The sequence below is a fragment of the Nocardia sp. NPDC051030 genome (genome assembly GCF_040683015.1).
Taxonomy (GTDB): Bacteria; Actinomycetota; Actinomycetes; order Mycobacteriales; family Mycobacteriaceae; genus Nocardia.
Map to the genome: position 1 here is coordinate 434,255 of NZ_JBFBCD010000001.1, position 22,673 is coordinate 456,927.

Below are 22,673 nucleotides of genomic sequence, written 5' to 3' on the forward strand. Positions count from 1 at the left end.
TCCGGGAAAGGCAGTCGAATCAGATCGATTCGGTGGATCGATCGGTCACCGCGCACGGCACGCCCCGCGAATTCCATTCGACGACCCGGACGCCGGCCACGACGGAATCGCTTCCGAGCAGGCTGAATCCGACCAGCATGAGGTCGGCGCGCGCGGTATCGACGTAGTACTGCGCCAGCCACAGATGATGATCGCTCCACGGGCCGAACGTCGACACCGTCGGGCCGGTCAGCCGGAAGCGGGTACTGACCACGGCCGCAACGGCATCCGCACCACTGAGCGACACCAGTTCGGCCAGGTCGCGTGCGGGGGGATGCCCGAGCTGCCCGAGCACCCGGCTGTAGGCCTCGCTACCGGAGGTGGACGACGACCACAGCACGCCGATCCGGGCTCCGTCCGGGTTCAGGCCGGCAAGCAGTTCGGCGACGGCCCTGGCCGCCACCTCCGGTTCGCCGGTGGCGGGCTCCTCGACGCACAGGACCCAGTCCGATGCCGAGCCGAACGGGATCGGGAGCGCGTGCGGGTCGATGCTGGTCATACTTGTCCGATCACTATGGCCGACACCGCGCCACCGAATCCGAAGGAGGTCGACAGCACCCTCGATTCGGGATCCATGGCCATCGGGGCAGCGGGCGTGAACACGCTGCCGGGAGCCGCGACAGCGGAATCGGCTTCCCCCGGCGGCGAATTCGCGGGCACCATCACCTCCCGCAGTGAACGGCAGGCCACGGCGGCCTCGATGATGCCCGAAGCGCCCCGGCAATAGCCGGTCACGCCCGCGAGCGAGACGCAGGGAACGGGGCGCCGACGGGATCCGAAGAGCCGACCGTAGATTCGTGCCTGTCGCGCATCGTCGACCGGAGTTCCGGTGCCCTGCGCGCAGATCCAGCCGATGTCATCCACGGTGGAGCCGGATTCGGCCAGGGCGCGAGTGACGGCGGCGGTCAGACCCGCGCCGACCGGCGATCGGGCCGTGAGGTCGTACCCGTCGGAAGCCTCGCCGTAGCCCAGCACCGAACCGACCGGCTCACGCGCCCATCGATCCGATTCCAGCACGAGCACGCCCCAGCCCTCACCGGGCAGCATCATCTCCAGAGAGCCGATCTCGATTCCCAGGCACACCACGAAATCGGCACGCCCGCAGGCGATGAGCCCCCGGGCGATGCCGACCGCCGTGGTGCCCGCGGCGCCACCGGAACCGATGCCGATGACATCGGTGGCCTCGCCGACCAGATCGGAGATCACGGCCACATCCATGGTCAAGGCGTGCCGAATGCCGAACCAGCCGGCCTCGGCATGGCTGTGGTCGTAATACGGGCGCGAGCCCAGCACGGTGGAGACCAGCACGACCGGCCGCCCGCGACGGCGATCGTTCGCCGCCGCGCGCAGGCGCGGCAGCACCGGCCCCAGTGCCGCGGCCGTGAGCCGCGGCAGGCACGGCCCGGGTCCGCCCGCCGCGGGAAGCAGGCGGGCCGAATCCGGACGGTCGGCCACGATGCCGCCGATGAGCGTGTCCCACAGCGTCGTCAGGTCGGGCGCCGCCGATGTCGCGGTCTCCGCGTGCGTGATCAGCACTTTGCTCACCACTGTGGGACTCCCTTCGAGGCATCGATCAACACGACCGATCCTGACCGGCCGGCCTGGAATTCCACTGGAGCGGTGGTTGAGCGCCGGTCGGCGTTCACCGGTCGGCTACCGCGCCGGTGACCGTTCGGCGACTCCGTCCGGGGATGGTCAGAACCACCGATGCTGGGGATCCTCGGCATATGACCGATTTCGCCACTCTCCCAATGACATCCGCGATCGGTTCGCTGATCGATGTGATGCGGGAGAACGCCGGCCGGGCGCCGGGCGCCACCGCGTTCCGATTTCTGCCCCGGCACCACTCGCCGGGCGAGCCCGGGGTGGTCCTCAGCCGCGGCGAGCTCGACCTGCGGGCGCGCGCCGTCGCGGCGACCTTGCAGCAGGAATGCCCCGCGGGCGCGCGGGCGCTCTTGCTGCTCCCGCCGGGTCCGGATTTCCTCGTCGCATTCCTGGGCTGCCTGTACGCGGGCGTGACGGCCGTGCCGTTCTCCCCCGAATCGAATGCGGCCGAGCCCGATACGGCCGCGCCGTTCGCCGCCGTGGCGGCCGATGCCGAAGTCGCCGCGGTGCTCACCACGGCGGAGTCGATGCCCGCCTTGCGCGATGGCTGGGGACAAGACCGGAACCCACCCGGGAAGTGGTTCGCCGTCGACGCGTCGATCGGTGATCGTGCGGGACTCTGGGTTCCGCCTCGGAGCTCCGCGGCCGATCTGGCCCTGCTCCAATACACCTCGGGGTCGACCGGTCGCCCGAAGGGCGTGATGGTCTCGACCGCCAACCTCACCGCCCAGATCGCCAACTTCCGGGCCCTCACCCGGCTGCCGGACGGCGGCAATGTGGTGTGCTGGATGTCGCCGCACCACGCCCTCGGGCTCGGGCATCTGCTGCTCGCCCAGCTGGTGGGTGGCGAGGCGGTCGCGATGGCCCCGGAGACCTTCGTCGCCGATCCCTATCGGTGGCTGGCGGCGATCTCGACAACCCCCGGACCGGTGTTCAGCGGCGGGCCGAACTTCGCCTATGAGCGGTGCCGCACCGAGATCGGCGCGGATCAGCGGGCAACGCTGGATCTGTCCGGCTGGGAGGCCGCGCTCATCGGAGGCGAGCGAATTCAGTCGGCCACTCTCGAACGATTCGCGGAGACGTTCGCGCCCAGCGGTTTTCGACGCTCCGCACTGTTTCCGGCGTACGGCCTCACCGAGACCATGCAGATCGTAGTCGGCACACACCGGCCCGGCTCGTTGGATGTCGTGGTGGATGCCGCCGCACTGGAACAGGGCCGAGCCGAACCGGCATCACCGGAAAGGCCCGCGCGGACGCAATCACTCGTGGGATGCGGGAACGCCGGACCTTTCGGCCGCGTCCTCGTCGTCGATGCCGAGTCCCGAACCGAGTGTGCCGCCGGGGAAGTCGGTGAAGTGTGGGTCAGCGGCCCGGTCGTATGCCAGGGGTACTGGAACCGTCCGTCGGAAACGACCGAGGTGTTCACCGCCGCACTGGCGAATGGCGAGGGCCCTTTCGTGCGGACCGGCGACCTCGCCTTCTTCCAGGGCGATGATCTGGTGCCCTGCGGCCGGCTGAAGGAACTGATCATCATCAATGGCCGCAATCTGTATCCGCAGGACCTCGAGGCGGCCGTGCACCGGGTCGAGCCCGCATTGGCGACGCTTCCGGGCGCGGCCTTCTCCGTGGATTCGCCGGAGGGGGAACGGATAATCATTGTTCAGGCCGTGCGGTCGCCCGGCACAGCCGTCGACGCGGCGGATCTCGCCGCGCGCATTCGTGCCGCGGTGACCAGCGCACATCAGGTCGAGGTTCATGAGGTCGTGCTCGTCGAACCCGCGGCGGTGCCGCGCACGGGGAGTGGGAAGGTGCGCAGGCGCGGCTGCCGGGAGGCCTATCTCGACGGTGGTCTCGTGGGACTGGCGAGGAGTACGCGACCCGCGCCCATCGCCGGGTCCGCCGCCGTCACCGGGGATCTGCGCCGCCGGATCGCCGACTTGCTCGGCGTGAGCCGCCAGACCCTGTCCGTGGACACGCCTTTGATCGGTTTGGGGTTGGAGTCGGTGCGAATGATGCGGTTACGCCACGACATCGAGCGGGACTACGGGGTCTCGATCGCCATGTCCGGCTTCCTGCGCGCGACCGTCGAGGACCTCTGCGCGCTGGTCCTGGCGGAATCATCAACGGCGAGCGACGAGTTCGGCGAGGACCGACAATCCCCGGTGGACGTCGCGGAAGCCGGTGCTCAGCGGGGCCAAACCGATGCGGATGCCGTCGGGGGCACGGAAGTCGGGCAGGACGCCACGCTGCCATAACTCGTCGTTGATCTCACGAAAGTCGTTTCGGCACAGCGTGATATGACCGCCGCGGCATTCGGGAGACCGTGGCGAGGCCAGCCTCACGTCATGGCCGAGCAGCCATGCGCCGGCCAGTTCGAGCGCATAGTCGGTCAGCCGCAGCGACTTGGCGCGGACCGCGTCCATACCGGCCTCCTCGAGCATGTCGAGACCGGTCAGCAATGGCAACATGGCCAGGATCGGCGGGGTGCCGCTGATCATCCCGCGAATGCCTGGTGAGGGTTGGTATCCCGGGCCCATCGCCAGCGGGTCACGATGCCCCATCCAGCCTTGGATGGGTTGGCGCACATGATCCTGAAGACGCTGGTTGACATACCCGAACGCCGGGGATCCGGGACCGCCATTGAGGTACTTGTAGGTGCATCCGACCGCGAAGTCCGCGTTCCAGGCATCGAGGTGGACGGGAACGCAGCCGACGGCGTGGCTCAGATCCCACAGCACCAGCGCGCCCGCGTCGTGGGCGGTGCGGGTGATCGCCTCGGCGTCGGCGATATACCCGGATCGGTAGGCGACGTGGCTGAACACGACGAGCGCCGTGTCCGGACCGACCGCGCGCGTGACCTGTTCGGCCGTGACGCCCGCGGCCGGATCGGTGTCGATCCACCTCAGGCGCAAGCCGCGTTCGGCGGCAATGCCCTCGAGGACATAGCGATCGGTGGGGAAATTATCGGTGTCGAGGACGATTTCGCGGCGGCCGGGCCGGGCGTCCACGGCGGCACGCGCGAGCTTGTAGAGCAGCACGGTGGTCGAGTCGGCGACCACGACCTGGCCGGGGTCCGCACCGAGTGCCACGCGGCCGAGGCGGTCGCCCAGCTGTCCGGGCCAGTCGAACCAGCCATCGAACCAGCCGCGGATCAGCCGCTGTCCCCACTGCCCACGAATGAATCGGTCCATTCGCTCGGCGGTGGCAAGGGCCGGGCGGCCCAGGGAGTTGCCGTCGAAGTAGGCGACCACGTCACCGCCGTCCAGGGGCACGAACCGGTCCCGGAAATCGCGCAGCGGATCGGCGGCATCCAGGGCATGCGCCTGGGTCAGCAGGTCGTCACTGTCGAGCATGGGTGCTCACCTTTCCGGTGACTCGTCACATGGTTTGCTCTGCGTGATCGAATCGACTACCTGTGCGTGGCAGAGTGATTCGGCGAAATGTGCGCGGTCCCGGTCGAGTCCGCCCGGGATCCAGCACGGTGGGGCCCCGCCGCGCACATCGGTCATGGCGGTGAGCACGTCGTCGGGTGTGAGTCCGACGGCCAGCAGCGCGGCGATCTCCCTGCGATTGACGCCCAGCGGCAATGGCCCATTGCCCAGGTCCGTCCCGTAGCGGACGACGCCACCGTGTTCGACGAACCGTCGCAGATTGTCTGTCGCCGTGCGGAATTCCGGGGTGTCGACGCCGTAGCCATGAATATCCAGCGTGCTGATCCAGCTCATTCGCTGTGCCGCATCGGCAATGAGCCCGTCGTCGACGCGTTCGGTCCACGGGGTGTGCGCCAGCGCGTCGATGCCGTGGTCGTAGGCGAACCGCACCGCGTCCCGGCCCTCGGCGTGCGCGACGACGGTGCGACCGGCACGCTGTGCGGCAGCGACGACGGCCGTGAGCACCGAGCCCGAGAACACCGGGCCCGCATCGGAATTCACTGCGACCTTGATGGCATGGGCCCCGGCCGACAGCTGTTCGGCCACCGCGATCTCGGCGTCCGCCGGTGAGCGCACCTCGCGGAAACTGCCTGCGGCCCACGACCGATCGCAGGGATAGCCCCCGGGGGCGGTCAGGAACGCGCCGACCACCCGCGTCCTCGGCAATGCCGGGTCCGCGGTGCGCAAGGCGGCAAGCACATCGGGAGCGCTGCCGAGATCGTGCACCTCGGCGATCCCGCCGGCGCGGACCGCGCGAATGTCGGCCAATCCGCAGTGCACGTGCGCATCACGGAGCCCGGGCAGCACGGTCCCCGCGAGTCGTCTCGTCCGAGCACGGGCCGGAACGTCTTCCGGGGCGGCGGGTGAGGAATCGGCGGGCGCACCGTCATGCAGGCGGAGGGCGCACCGTCCGAACCATCGGCCCGCGCCCCACCAGGCGGAGTCGGCCAGGAGCCATTCCTCCGCGACGGGTGCGTTCACTACACGCTCAGCAGACCGTCACGGATGGCATAGGTCACCGCGAGAGTCCGATTGGAGCAGTTCAGTTTTGCCAGCACATTGGCGACGTGCCGCTTGGCCCCGTGTATGGAGATGCCGAGACGGCGGCCGATCTGCTTGTTGCTCAGCCCTTCCGCCAGCAGCGTCAGCGTCTGCTGTTCACGCGGCGTGAGGCGAAAGCTACCGGTGCACGGCTGGTCCCGGCGGCGCAGCTCCATGATCAGGCCCCGGGCCAGCGATGGCGGCAGCGCCAAATCGCCACGCCGCAGCCGCAACAGGGCATCCTCGAGCGCCTTCGAATCGACCACGGAGTCGAGGAGAAAACCATCGGCGACCAAGGTCGCCGCCTGGGCTACCGCCTCGTCACCGGCGTCGCGCAGCAATGCCAGCGTCTGCACATCACGATTCGCGGCCACGGCGGCTACCTGCTCGAACTCCTCCACCCCATCCGCGGAAACAATCGCGATATCGAAAGGATGGCCCTCCAGCAGAGGCAGCGCCTCTCGAAAGTCGGTGCAGCCGCGCACGGTACGCACCTGCGGAAGACTGTGCAGCATCGAGGTGATCCCCCACCTCGAGATCTCGTTCGGAAGGACAACCAGGACCGAAAGGGCGGCATCCTCGACGCCGTAGTCGCCGTCGAGGGGTTCCAACGCATATGCCGAGTTCAGATTGTTCTCATACATGGCATTACTTCCTTCTATAGCCTCGTGGAAGGCCGAGCCGAATTGCATGATGGTTCCGCGCGCCGGTCAGATCATCGCCAGCTCATCGGGAACGAGATCGGCGTTGATAATGGCGTGCTGCAATTCATGCAGGTTGCGTGAGAGCCCCAACCCCAGTTCGTCGGCCATCGTGCGCCGGAGACCGTGGAAAACGTCGAGCGCGGCGGTCCGATTGCCCGATCGGTACAGTGCGACCATGAATTGGGCGTGCAGACCTTCGTGAAAGGGGTGCTGCACCACCAGCGAGGCGAGATCGCCCAGCGCCGCGCGGTGATAGCCCATCCGCAACTCGGCCGCGAGCCGCCGTTCCTTGACCGACAGCGCCGACTGCTCCAGCCGCGCCACTTCGGCCCGCAAGACCGGACCCTGCTCCACGTCGACCAGCGCCGATCCGGTCCACAGCCCTTCGGCGGCGCGGTACGCCTCGACGGCTTCCGCGCCCCGGCCCGCCCGAGACCTCGCATCGGCCCGCATCGACAGGCGGTGAAACTCGTGCACGTCGAGCCACATATCGCCGGGCGTGAAGACGTAGCCGCCGTTCATGGTGCGCAGCAAGGACTCCGACACCACCGCGGGAGTCACATCCGTGGCCGTGGCCAGCAGTTTGCGTAGTTGCAGAATGTAGGTTTGCAGCGTCGCCGCCGCACTCAGTGGCGGACGGTCTTCCCATAGCTCGGTGATCAGGGATGACGCTGGGAACTGCCGACCCGGATTGAGCACGAACAGCGCGAGCAGGGTGCGCGGCTTCGCCGCGCTCGGCACCGCGGACCGCGGGGCACACAGCCGCAGCGGGCCCAGCATCCTCGCCTCTATGAAGACTTCCGACTCAACGTCGCGCATATTCTCCCCGCCCTGCCGATATCCCGGAACACGCCTGATGAACCGCGATTCCAAAGTCTGGGGCACCCGGGCAAGCCCGTCCATGGCCACTTCGCGATGGCACTCATCTCCAGTCGAGATACCCCGGGCCGGGGGCCGGGGGCCGGGGGCCGGGGGCCGGGGGCCGGGAACGGTACCGGTCATCGCGGTCACCTCGAGGTGACCGAGTGGCTACTGTCGCCGGGTTGCTACTGTCGCCGGGCGGGAGGCGGTACCTAGCCTGGTGAGCCATGAGGTCAGAAGCTCACGGCGTACTCCCGGTTCACCTGGGCCACAGGGCGATTCGGCTGATGGTCGTCACCCACCATCAGCTGTTCCGGGACAGTCTCCGGGCATTGCTGGGTACCGACCGGCTCCGGGTGGTGGGCGAGGCCGCGAGCGTGGAGGACGCGTGCGCCGCGATCGAACGGCTGCAACCGGACGCCGCACTGTTCGATATCGAGCTGCCCACCCCGCCGAACCGACAGACCCTGGCCACGCTGCGGGCCACGGCGCCGCGCACCCGGCTCATCGCGCTCGGGTCCAACCGTGACGACGCGCTGGAGCAGCGCCTCACCGCATACGGGATCTCCAGCTACGTCTCCAAGGAGTCGGGCGGCGGCGAGCTCATGCATGTGCTGCGCGAAACCTTCGGCGGGCACGACCATTTCGCGCTCACCGATATCAAGGCCATGGACAGCCAGGCCGGCGCGCTCTCCGAGCGGGAGCGCGCCGTCCTCGAACTGGTCGCGCAATCCATGACGAATGCGCAGATCGCCCGGCGGTTGCAGATTTCGGAAGCTACCGTGAAACGGCACGTGCACAATATCTTTCGCAAATTGCGCGCGGTGTCGCGAATGGACGCCGTGCACAAGAGCGGCTTGCTGTCGGCGCCTACTGCAAGGAGGGTGTCCGACGCACCGCGATCTTCGCGGCCCGCCGGGCACGGCGCGCTGCCAGCTGGTCGATTCTGATCCCCCGAGCCGCACAGAAGCTCGCCAGCTCCCCGGTGATGACGAGATCACGATCGGCGAGTTCGGGCGGGGTGGACGCGCCGAGCATGACCATGATGCCCGCCAATTGGTCCAGCCAGCAGTGGATCTCGGCGATCAGGGCATCGAGCCCCTTGGTGAGCAGAATATCGAGCACGGCCCCGGACACGCCGACCGCCGAGGCGCCCAGTGCCAGCGCGCGGGCGACATCCAGCGGATGCCGGACCCCGCCCGAGGCGATCAGCGGTACCTCCAAGCTCAGGGCGTCCAGCAGACAGGCCGGGGCGGATTGTCCCCAGTCGGCGAGGAAACCGTAGTCGCCCGCGCGGCGGCGACCGTTCTCGATCAAGGCGAAATTGGTGCCACCGCGGCCTGCGACATCGGCGGCGGCGACACCGAGATCCCGCAGTGCGGCGACGGTTTCCCGGCTCAGCCCGAACCCGACCTCCTTCACGATGACCGGGACATCGACCCCGGCGACAATGCGCCCGATGTTCGCGGCCCACGCACCGAAGGATCGGTCCCCCTCGGGCATCACCGTTTCCTGCACGGCATTGAGATGGATCTGCAAGGCATCGGCGCGAAGCAGGTGGACGGCACGCCGAGCGTCCGCGACGGAGGTGTCGGCATTGATGTTCGCGAGGATGATGCCATCCGGATTCTCGTCTCGGACAACCCGATAGGTGTCCGCGGTATCCGGGTCGCGCAGAAAGGCGCTCATCGAGCCCGTCGCCATGGCCAGACCCGTCTGCCGGGCCGCGATGGCGAGCTGTCGATTGATGTTTCCGGTGTGCTCACTGCCGCCGGTCATCGCATTGATGAACAGCGGGGAGTTCCAGCGCATCCCGGCCACACGCACGGTGAGGTCGAGGTCGGACCTGTCGATGCCCGCCAGTGCGTGATGAACGAACCGCACATCGTCGAATTCGTTCGCCATATCGGACGATTCACGTTGCGTCCTGGCGAGCCGGACGTGATCGTCCTTTCGCTGGCTGATCACTGCGCCCCTCCTGAAATCATGTTGCGGCGACCGGCCCAGAGGTTATGGACTGGGCCGGTCGCAATCCGTACGCGCGATTCGAAATAAGCCGGGAATCAGGCTTTTTCGGCGACGATGAGCAGGTACTGGAAGCTGCCATCCTTGTAGGAGGACAGGAACGGATTCTCGACACCGGTCGCGAGTTCCGTGTGGGTGCGCAGTTCCCAGTAGGGAATGGTGTCCGGAGTGAGGTCGATGACCTTGATCGGAATAAGGCCATTGGCCGCCAGGGCCGCGAAGTACTCACTGCGCAGGTGGATATTGCAGCCGTAGTGAGCGTCGATGGCCGTCACCGCGCGGGACTTCATACCATTGAGGTCGTTGGCCGCACCGGTGATATTGACGTAGCGACCGCCCGGAGCCAGCAGCCGGGAGAATTCGGCGAACGCCTCCTCGACATCGACGTACATGGTGGTCTCATTGGTCCAGATGGCCTGCCGGGAACCACTTTCCAGACCGGTGTGCAGCATGTTCCCGAAATGGAACTTCGCCTTGTCCTCGACGCCCAGCACGGCCGCCTGCTTATTGGCGAAGTCCACCTGGTATTCGGAGATCGAGACGCCGTCGACGTGGCAGCCGAAGCGCTGGGTGGCCATCACACTGGTACCGCCGCGGCCACAGCCGGCATCGAGCAGCCGGTGTTCGGGCCGGATATCGCCCAGATTGTCGAGCAGCAGGTTGGCCTGGGCCGTCTCCAGCCGGTGCAGTTCCCGGATGAGCCGGTCTTCCTTGCCGGCCTCGGGGCCCTCGAGCACGGAGAAGTCCGCGGCGCCGATTCCATAGTGGTGGTGGAAAATTCCGTCGACCTCACCGAGCTTGTAATTGACTCGGTCATCGTTGGGATTGTCATTCCAGTAGGCGGCGACGGATCGCTGGTACGCGGTGCGAAGCACGCCGTTGTCCTGCTGCACAGCGTTTTCCAGTACGGCGGTCATGTCCGTGGGTGTCCCTTCGTAGATATCGAACGCCGCCAACGGTATTGATCGCCGGACGCCGAAGCGAGGGGACTACAACCTTGGTTGTAGCGAACAATCCCGGTCACGAACCGATTTCGAGTCGCGGCGAGGTCGCCACGCCCCCTCGGCATACACCGGTCGACTACAACTTTGGATGTATCCCCGGGCCGCGCGCACTACAACCCTTTTCGAGCCGATGACCTGGATCGAGTCCTCGAAAATCGCCCGAAAACCGCTCCGGTGCACCGATCCGCGTGCGTTGACAACGTTCTCGGCGGCTGAAATTGTCTGGCTCTGCCACTGGGACACAATGGAATTCGAGGTCGTTGAGTTGAGTGATTCGGGCAAGGAGAGAAGGCTGGGGCGACTGTGCTCCGTGGATGACGGGCGATATGTCATTGTCGCCCTGGATCATTCGCTGACCATGGGTCCGATCACCTCAGCCGATAATTTCGATAAATTGATTCGCACCGTTGCGGAAGCGGGCGCCGATGCCGTAATCATGCATCGGGGACGTGCGAAGCGGGCCATCGGCCAATTGGGCGAGATGGGATTGATTCTGCATGTCAGCGCCAGCACCAGCGCCGGTGTGCACGGCGATGCCAAGACCGCGGTGGGTTGTGTGGACGACGCACTGCGGCTGGGTGCGGACGCTTTGAGCGTGCACCTCAATGTCGGCTCCGATACCGAGCCGACCCAATTGCGCGAGATCGGTGAGCTGGCCTCCGCGTGCGACCGCTGGCAGATGCCGCTGCTGATCATGGCGTATCCACGTGGCCCGCAGGTCACGGACGAACACGATCCCCAACGCGTGGCGCATGCGGTGAGCGTGGCGGTCGATCTCGGTGCGGACCTGGTGAAGACCAATTACGCCGGATCGGTGGCGGCCATGAGCGAAATCGTGGCGACCTCACCGATTCCGGTGCTGGTGGCCGGCGGAGCGGCCGACGGCCGCTCGATCGAGCAGATCGGTGACGACGCCATCCGATCCGGCTGCGCCGGGCTCGCCATGGGGCGGCAAATCTTCGAAAGCGAGAGCCCCGGCGAAGTGGTCCGGAGCCTCGTCGCGCTCGCGCACCCGAAGCGGTCGCAGTCGGTCCGCTGAATGCGGTCCTCGCACACATACATTCATCGAACAGTAAGGAATTCTGCAATGCGCACAGTGTGGATCGACCTCTCTCACCTGGCGACGGACGTCGCGTGTGCGATCGCCAAGGACGAGATCTTCAACTCCGTCGAAGTGGTGATCACCGATGACGAGCACGTCACGGCGCTGCTGTCGGATCGCACGACGGTGGTGCGATCGGCGCGCGAAACGAACACCGACCGCTCGCGCCAGCGCCTGGTCGCCGTGGATACCGCGAACGGGCTCAGCCAGGAGGCCGACGGGGCGCACCTGACCGTCCCCGATGTCCATGTGATCGACGATCCGACCTTGCAGCTGGCCTGCCACTACGCCCGGGAGTGGCCGGCCACCGTGGTCCGGTTCCAGGACCCCACCAAGATTCCCCTCGAGATCGTGATCGCGGCGGCCGACGGCGCGGACGGGCGCATCATCTGCGGCGTCGGCGACCACACCGACGCACAGGTCACACTGTCCGTCCTGGAGAAGGGGCCCGCCGGCATCCTCGCCGCGCCCAGCTCGGTCGAAGAGGTGCGCGGCCTCATCGAAACGGTCAATGCGTTCTCCGGCGACCTGGACCTCTCCGAGATCACCGTCACGGGGATTCGGCACACCGGTGTCGGCGAGCGGGTGTGCGTGGACACCTGCACCCAGTTCGACACCGACGAGGGCCTGCTGATCGGATCGTTCGCGCACGGACTCTTCCTGTGCGTCAGCGAGACTCACCCGCTCCCGTACATGCCGACCCGGCCGTTCCGGGTCAATGCGGGCGCCTTGCACTCCTATGTGCTCGGCGTCGGCGGTCGCACGCGTTACCTCAGCGAGCTGCGGGCAGGCGATCTGGTGCTGGCGGTGGGCGCGGACGGCCGCACCCGGGAGGTGGTCGTCGGCCGCGCGAAGATCGAGACGCGGCCGCTGCTGACCATCGACGGCGTGGACGCCGACGGCGCGGCGGTCTCGCTGACCGTGCAGGACGACTGGCATGTCCGAGTGCTCGGACCGCGCGCGGCCGTCCTCAATGTCACCGAATTGCGCTCCGGCGACAAGATTCTCGGCTTCCAGTCCAGCGCCAGCCGCCACGTCGGCTGGCCGGTCGAAGAATTCTGCGTCGAGGTCTAGGGGTGATGAGGATGCCACGACGTAATCCCCGGGTGTTCCGGCACTTCGGCGCGATCTTCGATGACTTCGCCGCGGACCGGCGCCACACCTTCGAAGCGGACCGCCCGTTCGATCTCGCCCCGCACCGTGGAACACGCTGGCAGGTAGCCGATCTGGCAGAACTGGTGGCCACCACCGCGGGCGCGCTGGCACAGTTCCCGTTCCGGGGTGAACGCCGCAAGGTCGCGATCGTGAAGCGCAATCACCTCGATTTCATCCTGCTGGCGTCGGCGGTGGCCCGTGGCGGCGGGCTGCCGCTCATGATCTCCGGAGCCAATACGCCGCAGGCGATTTCGGAGTTGCTGGCCAAGTTCGAGCCGGATCTCATCATCTTGTCCGCGGATCAGATGCCGGGGCTTCGGCCTACCTTGCGCGCGTCGTATTCCGCTGTCCCACAGGTCATTCTCGGCGCGGATGACATCGCCGTACCGGGCACCTCCGAGCGGATGTTCGCCGACCTCGACGCATCGCCGCTGCCGCTGTGCGAGCAGCCGGATCCGGACGCGCCCATGGTCTGCACGCACACCTCCGGGACGACCGGAACGCCCAAGATCATCGTGCATTCGACGCGCACGGGCCTGCACGCACAGTCGGCCATGGAATCGATGCGCGGGGCATTCTGGCGAGCGGGGCGCAAGGACGTGTACGCCTCGAGCACCGCGTTCAACCATATTCGCAATCTGAGCTGGATCACCGCGCAGTTGCGGTGCGCGCCGAAGCTTTCCTTCATGCTCACGGACCCGAGCCCGGAGAACATGGTGCGGCACTTCGCACGGGTGGCGCCGACCATGGTCGAGGCGCATCCCAATGACTTCCAGCTCTGGACCGACGCCGCCCGCACGCACCCCGAGGCGTTCGCCCGCACGCGCTTTTTCATGAGCACCTTCGATGCCATCCATCCGCATACCGTGCAAGCGCTGCTCGGCGCCAGCGGCCGGCGCTTCCCGATCTGGGGACAGGGGTGGGCGCAGAGCGAAACCGGACCGATCGCGGTCGATTTCTACTTCCGTCGCACCTTCACCACGAAGCGGGGCCTCGACAGAGTCAAGACCCTGCACGGCATTCCGGCCCCCGGCGTCAAGATCAAGATCGCCGATGAGCACGGGACGGACAAGCAGCCGGGCGAGGTCGGCATGGTCTATGTGCGGACCGGGGCGCGCTGCCTGGACTACCTCTCCGAATCCGAGCGGCACCGCCTCAAGGCCGACACCGACGGCTGGTGGTGCACCGGCGATCTGGGGCAGCGCATCAGCCTCGGCCGCATCCGGCTCATCGACCGCGAGGTCGACGCCATGCCGGGCGGCAGCACCATCTCCACGGAAAGCGAACTGCTGCATCGCATTCCGGAAGCGGTCGAAATCGTGGTGCTGGCGACCGGAGACGGTCTGCCGCAGCCGGTGGTGAGCCTGCGGTCCGGGGGCGAACTGCCGGAGCTCCACTGGGAGCGCGCCGTCGCGGACCTGCCACCGCTGCGCGCACCGATCTATCTGGACTGGGCGAACGTGCCCAAGACCGCGACCATGAAGGTCCGCCGCTCGGCCCTGCGTGAGCAATTGGGTGCAGGTTATGTCGGTGTCGGACAGGGTCTTTGGACCTGATCACCCCTCACGCGGTCGCCGCGTGATCGTCGAGAGAGAACCATTCGCATGGACAAGTTAGTGGGGCGGGTGCTGCGTGCGCCACGCCTGGTACTGGTCGGCACTTTTATTGCCTTGATACTGTGTTCACCGCTCATGACGCGGCTCACCCACCAGGTCATCCCGGGTGGCTTCGAGGATCCGAAATCCTCGGCGGTGACCGCCGAGCAGATTCTGGCCGACGATTTCCACATCCCGTCGAACACCTTTGTCGCGGTGGTGGAATCGGACGGCGACGTCAAGGCCGCGGCCGACACCGTGATCGCCAACGCGCAACGGCTGGCCGGATTCCAGTCCGTGCGCAGCTATCGGGACGACGCCAAGCTGACCGCACCCTCGGGTCGCCTGACCGCGGTGCAGATCATGACCTCCGACACCTCGACCGACGCCGTGCGCACGGTCAAGGACGTGCGTACCCGACTCGGCGCGGACCTGCCGAGCGGCACCGCGATTCGCCTCACCGGCGAGGCGGCGCTGAACAGCGACTACAACGACCAGACGGCCAAGGACGCGCTACTGGCGGAATCCATCGCCTTCCCCGTACTGATCATCCTGCTGCTCGTGGTGTTCCGGTCCGTGATCGCCATGCTGGTGCCGATCACGATCGGCGTCTTCACCCTGGTGGCGGCGCAGGCGGTCGGCGGATTCGCGAGCTGGTTCACCGACATCTCCAACCTGTACGTGAACGCGGTGTCCATTATCGGGCTCGCCGTTTCGGTGGACTACTCGCTGTTCATCATGCGGCGCTACACCCAGGAGCGCGATGGCGGTAAGCCGGGATCCGAGGCGCTGCTCACCGCCTTCCGGACGACGGGCAGATCGGTGCTCTTCGGCGGCGTGATCGTCATGGTTTCCCTTGCCGGACTGTTCATTCCGAATGTCATGGTGCTGCGCAGCATCGCCATCGCCGGCATTTCCGCCACCGCCGTGGCAATGCTGCTCACCGCGGTGGCGCTGCCCGCGATCCTGAAGCTGTGGGGCGACAAGATCTACGCCCGCAACCGCTTCCTGGCCGGCAAGTCCGCCGGTGGCCGCGATTCCGGCGCACGACAAGGCAACTCGGCCGTCTCCGCGAAGCGCACGGTCGTCTTCGGACTGGCCGCCGCCGCGGTGATGGCCGTACTCGCGGCGCCGGTCGTCTTCGCTCGGCTCCAGGTTCCGGTGGCCAGCGTCGACAATCTACCCAAGGATGCCGAATCCCGGGTCGCCGCCCAGCTGCTGGCAGATCAATTGGGCGTCCCTCGCGAACAGCCCATCGACCTGGTCTTCCGCGCCGATGCGGGCGCGACTGCCGACCAGCTCACCCGCACGGTGAACCGGGTGGCCGCCGAACTCTCGGCCCGGCCCGATGTCGCCGGGGTCGAACACCCGGCCGCGCCGGCGGCGAATGTGGACCGGCTCAGCGTGATTCCGACGCAGGGCAGCTCCGCGCGCACCCAGCATGCGCTGGTGAGTGCGATCAAGGGGCTGAACAGCCAGGCGGACGAGGGCATTCGGATGTATTCCGGCGGCGTCGCCGTGGTCGGATACGACTTCGACCGGGTGGTCATGAAGTCGCTGCCCCTGCTGGTCGGCGCGGTGCTGGTGCTCGGACTGCTCCTGCTCTACTGGGTCTTCCGGTCCTGGACCCTGGCGATCTGCGCGGTCGTCCTCAACAATCTGGTGATCGGCAGCGCCGTAGGCCTGCTCATCCTGATCTTCCAGTCCGGATTGGCGGAACCGGTCAGCACCATGCAGCCGGTCCTCATCTTCGCGGTCATGTTCGGCATGAGCATGGACTACCTGATCGTCATGGCCTCCCGCATGCGTGAGGAATACCGGAGCGGCGCAGCACATCCCGAGGCGATCACGGCCGGCCTGCGCGCGACCACCCCGGTCATCACCGCGGCCGCCGCGGTCATGGCGACGGTCTTCCTGTCCTTCCTCGTCGCCAAGATCGCCATCGTGGCGCAGCTGGGCACCGGCCTCGCCATCGCGGTCATCCTCGATGCCGTCGTCCTGCGCCGGCTCGTCGTTCCGGCGGTCTTCCGGGTACTCGGCCCCCGGCTCTGGGGCAAGAACGAAACCGCTCGGACCACAACGGCCGCACCGGAACCGGAATTCGCGGTGCGGTGATGCGCGACGACATCATCCAGTACTGGAGACTCGGCAAGTTCCGGGTGTATCAGCACGCCTATGGGGGGCTGCTCGTCCTCACCGCGCTGGGCGTGGACCGCCTCCAGCACTGGATCATGTGCCTGGCCGCCGTCGTGTCCTTCCAGTTCATGATCTCCGGATCGTGTGCCCTCGACGATCTGACCGGCTATCGCAATGGCAGCGACCGCCGCAACTATCTGGGCGCGGATGGCGAATTCGCCCGCAATGTGGCCATGAAGCCGCTGCTGAGCGGTGGATTGACCGTCGCGCAGGTGCAGCGCTGGGCAGTGTTCTCGATGACCCTGTCGGTGGCCTTCGCGGGCGTGGGCCTGCTCTTCGCGGACGGTCCGGGCAGGTGGGCGGCCACCGGCCTGTTCACCCTGTGCCTGGCGCTGATGCCGCAGTACTCGTGGGGACTACGGGCCAGCTACTACCCCGTCGGCGGGGAAACGGTGCTGGTGGCGACCCACATCCTGTGCGTGCTGTGGCCCGCTCTCACCGTGGCATCGACAATCGGCCCGCTGATCGCGGCCGAGGCCGTGCTCTTCGCCGTCGGCTTCCTACTGATCTCGTTGTGCTCCAACGAGAATGACCAGATCGGCGACCGCGAAGTCGGCCGCAAGACCATCGCGGCCATGTTCGGCACCCCCGGCACGTCCGCGGCACTCGTCGCGTCCTTCGCCATCCAGGTCGCGGCCGTCGTCTGGGCCGTCGCGACCGGCGCGCCCCTGTGGTTCGCGGCGGCAGCCGGACCCGGATTGGTGTGCGCGGCACTGCAACTCCGGGCCGCGGTCCTTCAGCGCCGCTGGATGTACGCGCGATTGCTCGGCATGAAGGCCTGCAATCTCATGTTCGCCGGCCTGGCGCTATTCAATCTCGCTTCTTGATCACATTTCGAATTGGGGAAAATCATGCGGAAAACAGTGGCGGTTGTCGGCGGCGGCCCGGCCGGCAGCTCGGCGGCCTACTGGGCGACCCGAAGCGGTGCCCAGGTCGTGCAGTTCGAACGCTCGGGACCGAACCGGGACAAGGCCTGCGGCGACGCGCTGGTCAAGGAGGCCGTCCCCGAACTGCGGGAGATGGGCATCCTCGACGCCGGCACCATCCAGGGGCAGGTCATCGGCGAGTCCAGCCTCGAGGCCGCCGACGGAACCACCTGGCGCAAGGAACATCCCGGCGACTGCTGGCTCGCACCCCGCAAGCTCCTGGACCAGACCCTGCGCGATCGCGCGGAGGACATCGGCGTGGATCTGCGCTACCGCACCACGGTGCTGAATGCCGAACCCGCGGCAGACGGCGGCTTCCTCGTGAAGTACCGAGGCCCGCAAGGGAGTTCGAGCCTACGGGCCGACGCCGTCGTGCTCGCGCACGGGGTGAACTGCCGCCTCAGCCAAGACCTGGGCATCGACGGCTCGCCGATCCGCGTCCCCGCGGTGTCGCGCTACCAGGAAGGAGTACCGCCGGCCGGGCTGCACTTCCGCTTCGATCCCGACAAGTTCGGGCCGGGCTACATTTGGGAATTCCCGGTGAGCGACAACTATCTGAATGTGGGCATCTTCTCGCTCGACCGCACCGATCTGCGCGTCGCCATGGATCGATACGCCGGTGCGTTCGATACCGAAACCACCAAATGGCGTGGCGCCTACGAGCCGCTCTGGACCGGAGCCGGCCGGAGCTGGAGCGTCGCCGGTGGCGGCATCATCTCGTGCGGCGACGCGGCGGGAATTGTCGATCCCCTCACCGGCGAGGGCATCGGTCCCGCGCTCGCCACCGGCAGAATGGCCGGGCAGGCGGCGGCCGAATACGCCATCGGAAGCCCGGAATCTGCCCGTTCCTACAGTGATTGGCTCTTCGACTGGGCAGAAACGAAATACGATGCCGAGCGCGGCCGGCGGGCGATTCGCCATCAGCTCAACCGCACCGGACTGGTGTCCGCCGATCGTCTCGAGTACTCGCGCCACTGAGATATCCATCCCGTTGTGCGAAACGGAATTTCATGGCTCACGCCAATGGCACGAACCCACCGTCAACACGATGACCTGGGGCGGGGCACCTCCGAGAACAGATCGGGTGCATGACATTGCCGGTGGGGGTCGTCCATTCGACCTTCCCTTTGTGTGAAGTGGCATTTTATGCCCTTTGCGGCAGGTCGATAGCTTCGGATTCATGGATTGGAATTATCGGTCGGCCGAAGAACTTTCAACTGCCTTGCGGGCCGGTGAGGTGACAGCGGTGGAGCTTACCGACGCGGCGATCGCCCGGATCGAGCGCGACGACAAGGTGATCAACGCGATCTGTGTGCCGGACTTCGAGAATGCGCGGGCGGACGCGCGCCGGGCCGACCAGGCGCGCGGCCGCGGCGAGGACGGGCCGCTACTCGGTATTCCGGTGACGGTCAAAGAGTCCTACAACATGGCCGGGCTGCCCACTACCTGGGGCATGCCGCAATACGCGGATTTTGTGCCGGACGAGGACGCGGTACAGGTGTCGCGGCTGAAGGCGGCGGGCGCGGTGATACTCGGCAAGACCAATGTGCCGGAGACGCTGCGAGATATCCAGAGCTGCAACGAGATCTACGGCACCACGAACAATCCGTGGGATCACGACCGGACATCGGGTGGGTCGTCCGGCGGTTCGGCGGCGGCCCTGGCGGCCGGATTCGGCGCGCTGTCCATCGGCTCCGACCTGGGCGGTTCGCTGCGCACCCCCGCGCATTTCTGCGGTGTCTACGCGCACAAGCCGACACTCGGGCTGGCGCCGACCCGCGGCATGGTCGCGCCGCCCGCGCCGGCCCTGCCGATCGACCTCGACCTCGCCGTCGTCGGGCCGATGGCGCGCACCGCCCGCGACCTCACACTGCTGCTCGACATCATGGCCGGACCGGACCCGCTGACCCACGGCGTCGCCTACAACGTCGCACTTCCGCCCGCACGCCACGAGCGGCTGTCGGACTTCCGTGTCCTGATCATCGAGGATCATCCGCTCATCGCGACCGGATCGGCGGTGCGGGCGGGCGTGAACCGGGTCGCCGAGGCGCTCGTCGACGGCGGCGCACGCGTCGAACGGCACAGTCCGCTGCTGCCCGATCTGACCGAAGCGGCGACGCTCTACATGCAGCTGATGCTGTCGAACGCCGCCGCAAGTCTTCCCGTCGACGTGTACGAACAGCTGCGGACCCAGGCCGCCGCCCTGAGCGCGGACGACCGGAGTCTCGATGCGGCGCGGCTGCGCGGCATGGTGCTCAGCCACCGCGACTGGGTCGAGGCGAACAACCGTCGCGAACTCCACCGCCACGGCTGGCGTCAGCTCTTCACCGAGTTCGATGCCGTGGTGTGCCCCATCACGCCCACTCCCGCCTTCCCGCACAACCACAATGGAGGTCTGGAGGACCGGCACATCGACATCGACGGCGTCGAGTACCCGTACTTCGACCAGATCGTCTTGGCCGGTGTGGCCACCATGCCCGGCCTACCCGCCACCGCCATCCCCACGGGCCCCTCCCCCGAGGGGCTACCCGTCGGAGTGCAACTCATCGGCCCGATGTTCGAGGACCGCACCCCACTGCGACTGGCCGAACTACTCGAGCAGAGGATCGGCGGCTTCCAGGCACCGAACTAGCGCGCACCACCGGGTGTGCACGACCGCCGTGTTCGCCAACGACCGACGCGACCCGGCGGGGCGAAGGCCTGCTCGATTCCGCGGGATCGCGGGTTATAGTTGCGCTGTGCAACACCAAACTGGGCAGTGGTCCGCTGAGCTCGTGGCGGTCCACGACGGGTTGACGGGGATCGTCCGCGAGATCGTCGCGGGCCGCCCCGTCACGGAGGGGGTTCCGTCCTTCACCCAGCAGTCGACACTGTCTTATATCGACCGGAATCCGGGTTGCCGTGCGACCGAGATCGCCGAGGTGTTCGGTGTGCATCGGTCGACGGTGTCCCGGCAGGTGCGGGGCTGTGTGGACGCGGGGTGGGTGGCGGCCGGGGAGGGCAGTTTGCGGGTGGGGTATCCACTGAACTTGACCAGTGCGGGGCGGCGTGCGCTGTCGGCGGCGATCGGACACGATCTCGCTCAGCTGAACGAGCGCACGGCCGATTGGACTTCGCAGGAAATTGCCGACTTGGCCCGGGCGCTGCGGCGACTCGGTCGCCCCGATTCGACCATTGGAGACGATCATGCGTGAGTTCGCCGCGGCGACCACCTTCGCCATCGCCGAGGACGAAACGATCGTCCGCTCGGCCTACAGCCAGGCCGAGCAGACGCCGGAGCGGGTGTTGTTCTCCCGGCCATCCGGTGATGACTGGCTCGATGTCACCGCCGCGGAATTCGCACGGCTGGTCTCCTCGGTCGCAAAAGGATTGATAACCAACGGAATTCAGCCGGGAGACCGGGTCGTGCTGCTGTCGGCGACTCGATTCGAATGGACGCTGTTCGACTTCGCGATCTGGGCGGCGGGTGCGGTCACCGTCCCGGTCTACGATTCGTCCTCCGCCGAGCAGGTGCGGTGGATTCTCGAGGACTCGGGGGCCGCGCTCGCGGTCGTGGAGACCGCGCGGCACAAGGAACTTCTCGCGGCCGCGCCGGACACCCTGCGCCGGACGATGGTCATCGACGACGGTGCCGAAGCCGTCCTGATCGCCGAGAGCGAGAACACCACCGACTCGGTCTTGCGCGAGCGGCTCGACGGGCTGCGCGCGGACGGACTCGCCTCGCTGGTCTACACCTCCGGCACGACCGGCCGTCCCAAAGGCTGCATGCTCACGCACCGCAACCTCCTGTCGGAGGTGCGCGGCATCCTGCACGCCAGCATCGGTGACGTCGCTCGCCCCGGGCAGCGCATGCTCACCTTCCTGCCGCTCGCACACGTGCTGGCCCGCGCCGTATCGCTGGCCGCGTTCGAAGGCGGGATGACCCAGGCGCATTGGGCGGACTTCAAAACCATTACCGAGCAGTTCACACGCTTCCGCCCACACACGATTCTCGGGGTGCCGCGAGTATTCGAGAAGGTGCGTGACGGCGCGGATAAGAAGGCGCGCTCGGGCGGCAAGCTCAAGGGCGCGGTATTCCGGTTCGCCGAGCGGACCGCCATCCTATGGAGCGAAACAGCGAGCAGCACAGGCGAATTCCGGCCTACCCCCCTCCTGCGTCTCTCGCACGCACTATGCGATCGATTGGTGTACGCGCCGCTGCGTGCGGCGCTGGGCGGGCACTGCGAGTTCGCCATCTCCGGCGGCGGGGCGCTGGCCCCTCGACTGGGCCACTTCTTCCGCGGCGTCGGCGTCCCGATCTACGAGGGCTACGGAATGACCGAATCCACCGCGGCGCACTGCGTCAATGTGCCGGGTGCGATCAAGATCGGCAGCGTGGGACAGCCCTTGGGCGGCAACGCGGTTCGGATCGCCGAGGACGGTGAGATCGAATTGTCCGGCGGTGTTGTGTTCGCCGGATACTGGCACAACGAGCAGGCCACGGCCGACGCGGTGCGCGACGGCTGGCTGCGCACCGGCGATATCGGCGTCCTCGACGCGGACGGGTTCCTTTCGATCACCGGCCGCAAGAAGGATCTACTCGTCACCGCCGGTGGCAAGAATGTCTCACCCGGTCCGCTGGAGGATCGAATCCGTTCGCACACAATGATTTCGCAGGCCATCGTGCTCGGCGACGGACGCTCCTTCATCACCGCGCTGATCACCATCGATCCGGAGGCGCTCACGACCTGGAAGGCGGCTCACGGCAAACCCGCGGACGCGACCGTCGCCGATTTGCGCGACGATCCCGCACTATTGGCCGAGGTGCAGCAGGCCGTCGACGATGCGAACAGCACGGTCTCGCACGCCGAAGCGATCAAGAAGTACGCCGTTCTCGATCGCGACCTCACCGAGGAATCGGGAGAACTCACCGCCACCCTCAAGGTCAAGCGCCACGTCATCACCGAACGCTTCGCCGACACGATCGAGAACATGTACCGGCAGTGAGTT

Annotated in this window: 18 protein-coding genes and 1 pseudogene; 11 read left to right on the forward strand and 8 right to left on the reverse strand. The window is 67.2% G+C overall.

The features are described 5' to 3' along the window. Positions 1-19: 19 nt before the first annotated feature. Both AB0N05_RS01950 and AB0N05_RS01955 read right to left on the reverse strand, forming a co-directional pair. Complete coding sequence (locus AB0N05_RS01950; RefSeq protein WP_364686263.1) at positions 20-538, reverse strand: hypothetical protein; 519 nt, start codon at positions 536-538, stop codon at positions 20-22. Beyond that, a complete protein-coding gene (locus AB0N05_RS01955; protein ID WP_364686266.1) occupies positions 535-1,584 on the reverse strand; it encodes a hypothetical protein in 1,050 nt (349 codons plus the stop codon). Before AB0N05_RS01955 ends, AB0N05_RS01950 begins: the two co-directional genes overlap by 4 nt. Positions 1,585-1,823: 239 nt before the next feature. On the opposite strand from AB0N05_RS01955, the pseudogene AB0N05_RS01960 reads away from it, so the two are divergent. Next, positions 1,824-3,740, forward strand: a pseudogene (locus tag AB0N05_RS01960) (AMP-binding protein); the annotation flags it as partial. 24 nt (positions 3,741-3,764) lie between these two features. Here AB0N05_RS01960 and kynU read toward each other — a convergent pair. From kynU to AB0N05_RS01980, 4 genes are all read right to left on the reverse strand, one after another. Next, on the reverse strand, positions 3,765-4,997 hold the full coding sequence (kynU, locus tag AB0N05_RS01965; protein WP_364686269.1) for a kynureninase: 1,233 nt from the start codon (positions 4,995-4,997) through the stop codon (positions 3,765-3,767). Positions 4,998-5,003: 6 nt separating this feature from the next. Next, positions 5,004-6,056: an amidohydrolase family protein gene (locus AB0N05_RS01970; RefSeq protein WP_364686272.1), complete on the reverse strand. Its 1,053-nt coding sequence runs from the start codon at positions 6,054-6,056 to the stop codon at positions 5,004-5,006. Then, a complete protein-coding gene (locus AB0N05_RS01975; protein ID WP_364686275.1) occupies positions 6,056-6,760 on the reverse strand; it encodes a response regulator transcription factor in 705 nt (234 codons plus the stop codon). The genes AB0N05_RS01970 and AB0N05_RS01975 overlap by 1 nt, the downstream gene beginning before the upstream one ends. Positions 6,761-6,826: 66 nt before the next feature. Further along, positions 6,827-7,639: an AfsR/SARP family transcriptional regulator gene (locus tag AB0N05_RS01980; protein WP_364686278.1), complete on the reverse strand. Its 813-nt coding sequence runs from the start codon at positions 7,637-7,639 to the stop codon at positions 6,827-6,829. A 269-nt stretch (positions 7,640-7,908) separates the two neighbouring features. Between AB0N05_RS01980 and AB0N05_RS01985 the strand changes: the two genes are divergently transcribed. Next, positions 7,909-8,631, forward strand: coding sequence for a response regulator transcription factor (locus AB0N05_RS01985; protein ID WP_364686281.1), 723 nt, complete (start codon positions 7,909-7,911; stop codon positions 8,629-8,631). Here the strand turns inward: AB0N05_RS01985 and fni are convergent. Both fni and AB0N05_RS01995 read right to left on the reverse strand, forming a co-directional pair. After that, a complete protein-coding gene (fni, locus tag AB0N05_RS01990) occupies positions 8,552-9,649 on the reverse strand; it encodes a type 2 isopentenyl-diphosphate Delta-isomerase (RefSeq protein WP_364686284.1) in 1,098 nt (365 codons plus the stop codon). The genes AB0N05_RS01985 and fni overlap by 80 nt on opposite strands. 95 nt (positions 9,650-9,744) lie before the next feature. Further along, positions 9,745-10,623 carry a geranyl diphosphate 2-C-methyltransferase gene (locus AB0N05_RS01995; protein WP_364686287.1) on the reverse strand — a complete coding sequence of 293 codons (879 nt, stop codon included), beginning with the start codon at positions 10,621-10,623 and terminating at the stop codon, positions 9,745-9,747. A gap of 331 nt (positions 10,624-10,954) precedes the next feature. Between AB0N05_RS01995 and AB0N05_RS02000 the strand changes: the two genes are divergently transcribed. The 9 genes from AB0N05_RS02000 to AB0N05_RS02040 all read left to right on the forward strand — a co-directional run bounded on the left by AB0N05_RS02000 (position 10,955) and on the right by AB0N05_RS02040 (position 22,670). Next, a complete protein-coding gene (locus tag AB0N05_RS02000) occupies positions 10,955-11,749 on the forward strand; it encodes a 2-amino-3,7-dideoxy-D-threo-hept-6-ulosonate synthase (protein ID WP_364686290.1) in 795 nt (264 codons plus the stop codon). A 48-nt stretch (positions 11,750-11,797) separates the two neighbouring features. Continuing rightward, entirely contained in the window at positions 11,798-12,886 is a 1,089-nt protein-coding gene (locus tag AB0N05_RS02005; RefSeq protein ID WP_364686293.1) for a 3-dehydroquinate synthase II family protein, read from the forward strand. A gap of 11 nt (positions 12,887-12,897) precedes the next feature. Continuing rightward, positions 12,898-14,523 carry a class I adenylate-forming enzyme family protein gene (locus AB0N05_RS02010; RefSeq protein ID WP_364686296.1) on the forward strand — a complete coding sequence of 542 codons (1,626 nt, stop codon included), beginning with the start codon at positions 12,898-12,900 and terminating at the stop codon, positions 14,521-14,523. A 48-nt stretch (positions 14,524-14,571) separates the two neighbouring features. After that, positions 14,572-16,677, forward strand: coding sequence for an MMPL family transporter (locus tag AB0N05_RS02015; protein WP_364686299.1), 2,106 nt, complete (start codon positions 14,572-14,574; stop codon positions 16,675-16,677). Next, positions 16,677-17,585: a UbiA family prenyltransferase gene (locus AB0N05_RS02020; RefSeq protein WP_364686302.1), complete on the forward strand. Its 909-nt coding sequence runs from the start codon at positions 16,677-16,679 to the stop codon at positions 17,583-17,585. Before AB0N05_RS02015 ends, AB0N05_RS02020 begins: the two co-directional genes overlap by 1 nt. Before the next feature lie 24 nt (positions 17,586-17,609). Continuing rightward, positions 17,610-18,662, forward strand: coding sequence for an NAD(P)/FAD-dependent oxidoreductase (locus AB0N05_RS02025; protein ID WP_364686305.1), 1,053 nt, complete (start codon positions 17,610-17,612; stop codon positions 18,660-18,662). A 202-nt stretch (positions 18,663-18,864) separates the two neighbouring features. Further along, positions 18,865-20,316 carry an amidase gene (locus AB0N05_RS02030; protein WP_364686308.1) on the forward strand — a complete coding sequence of 484 codons (1,452 nt, stop codon included), beginning with the start codon at positions 18,865-18,867 and terminating at the stop codon, positions 20,314-20,316. A gap of 106 nt (positions 20,317-20,422) precedes the next feature. Further along, on the forward strand, positions 20,423-20,878 hold the full coding sequence (locus AB0N05_RS02035; protein ID WP_364686311.1) for a MarR family winged helix-turn-helix transcriptional regulator: 456 nt from the start codon (positions 20,423-20,425) through the stop codon (positions 20,876-20,878). Beyond that, complete coding sequence (locus AB0N05_RS02040) at positions 20,871-22,670, forward strand: long-chain fatty acid--CoA ligase (protein ID WP_364686314.1); 1,800 nt, start codon at positions 20,871-20,873, stop codon at positions 22,668-22,670. The genes AB0N05_RS02035 and AB0N05_RS02040 overlap by 8 nt, the downstream gene beginning before the upstream one ends. Positions 22,671-22,673: the final 3 nt, after the last annotated feature.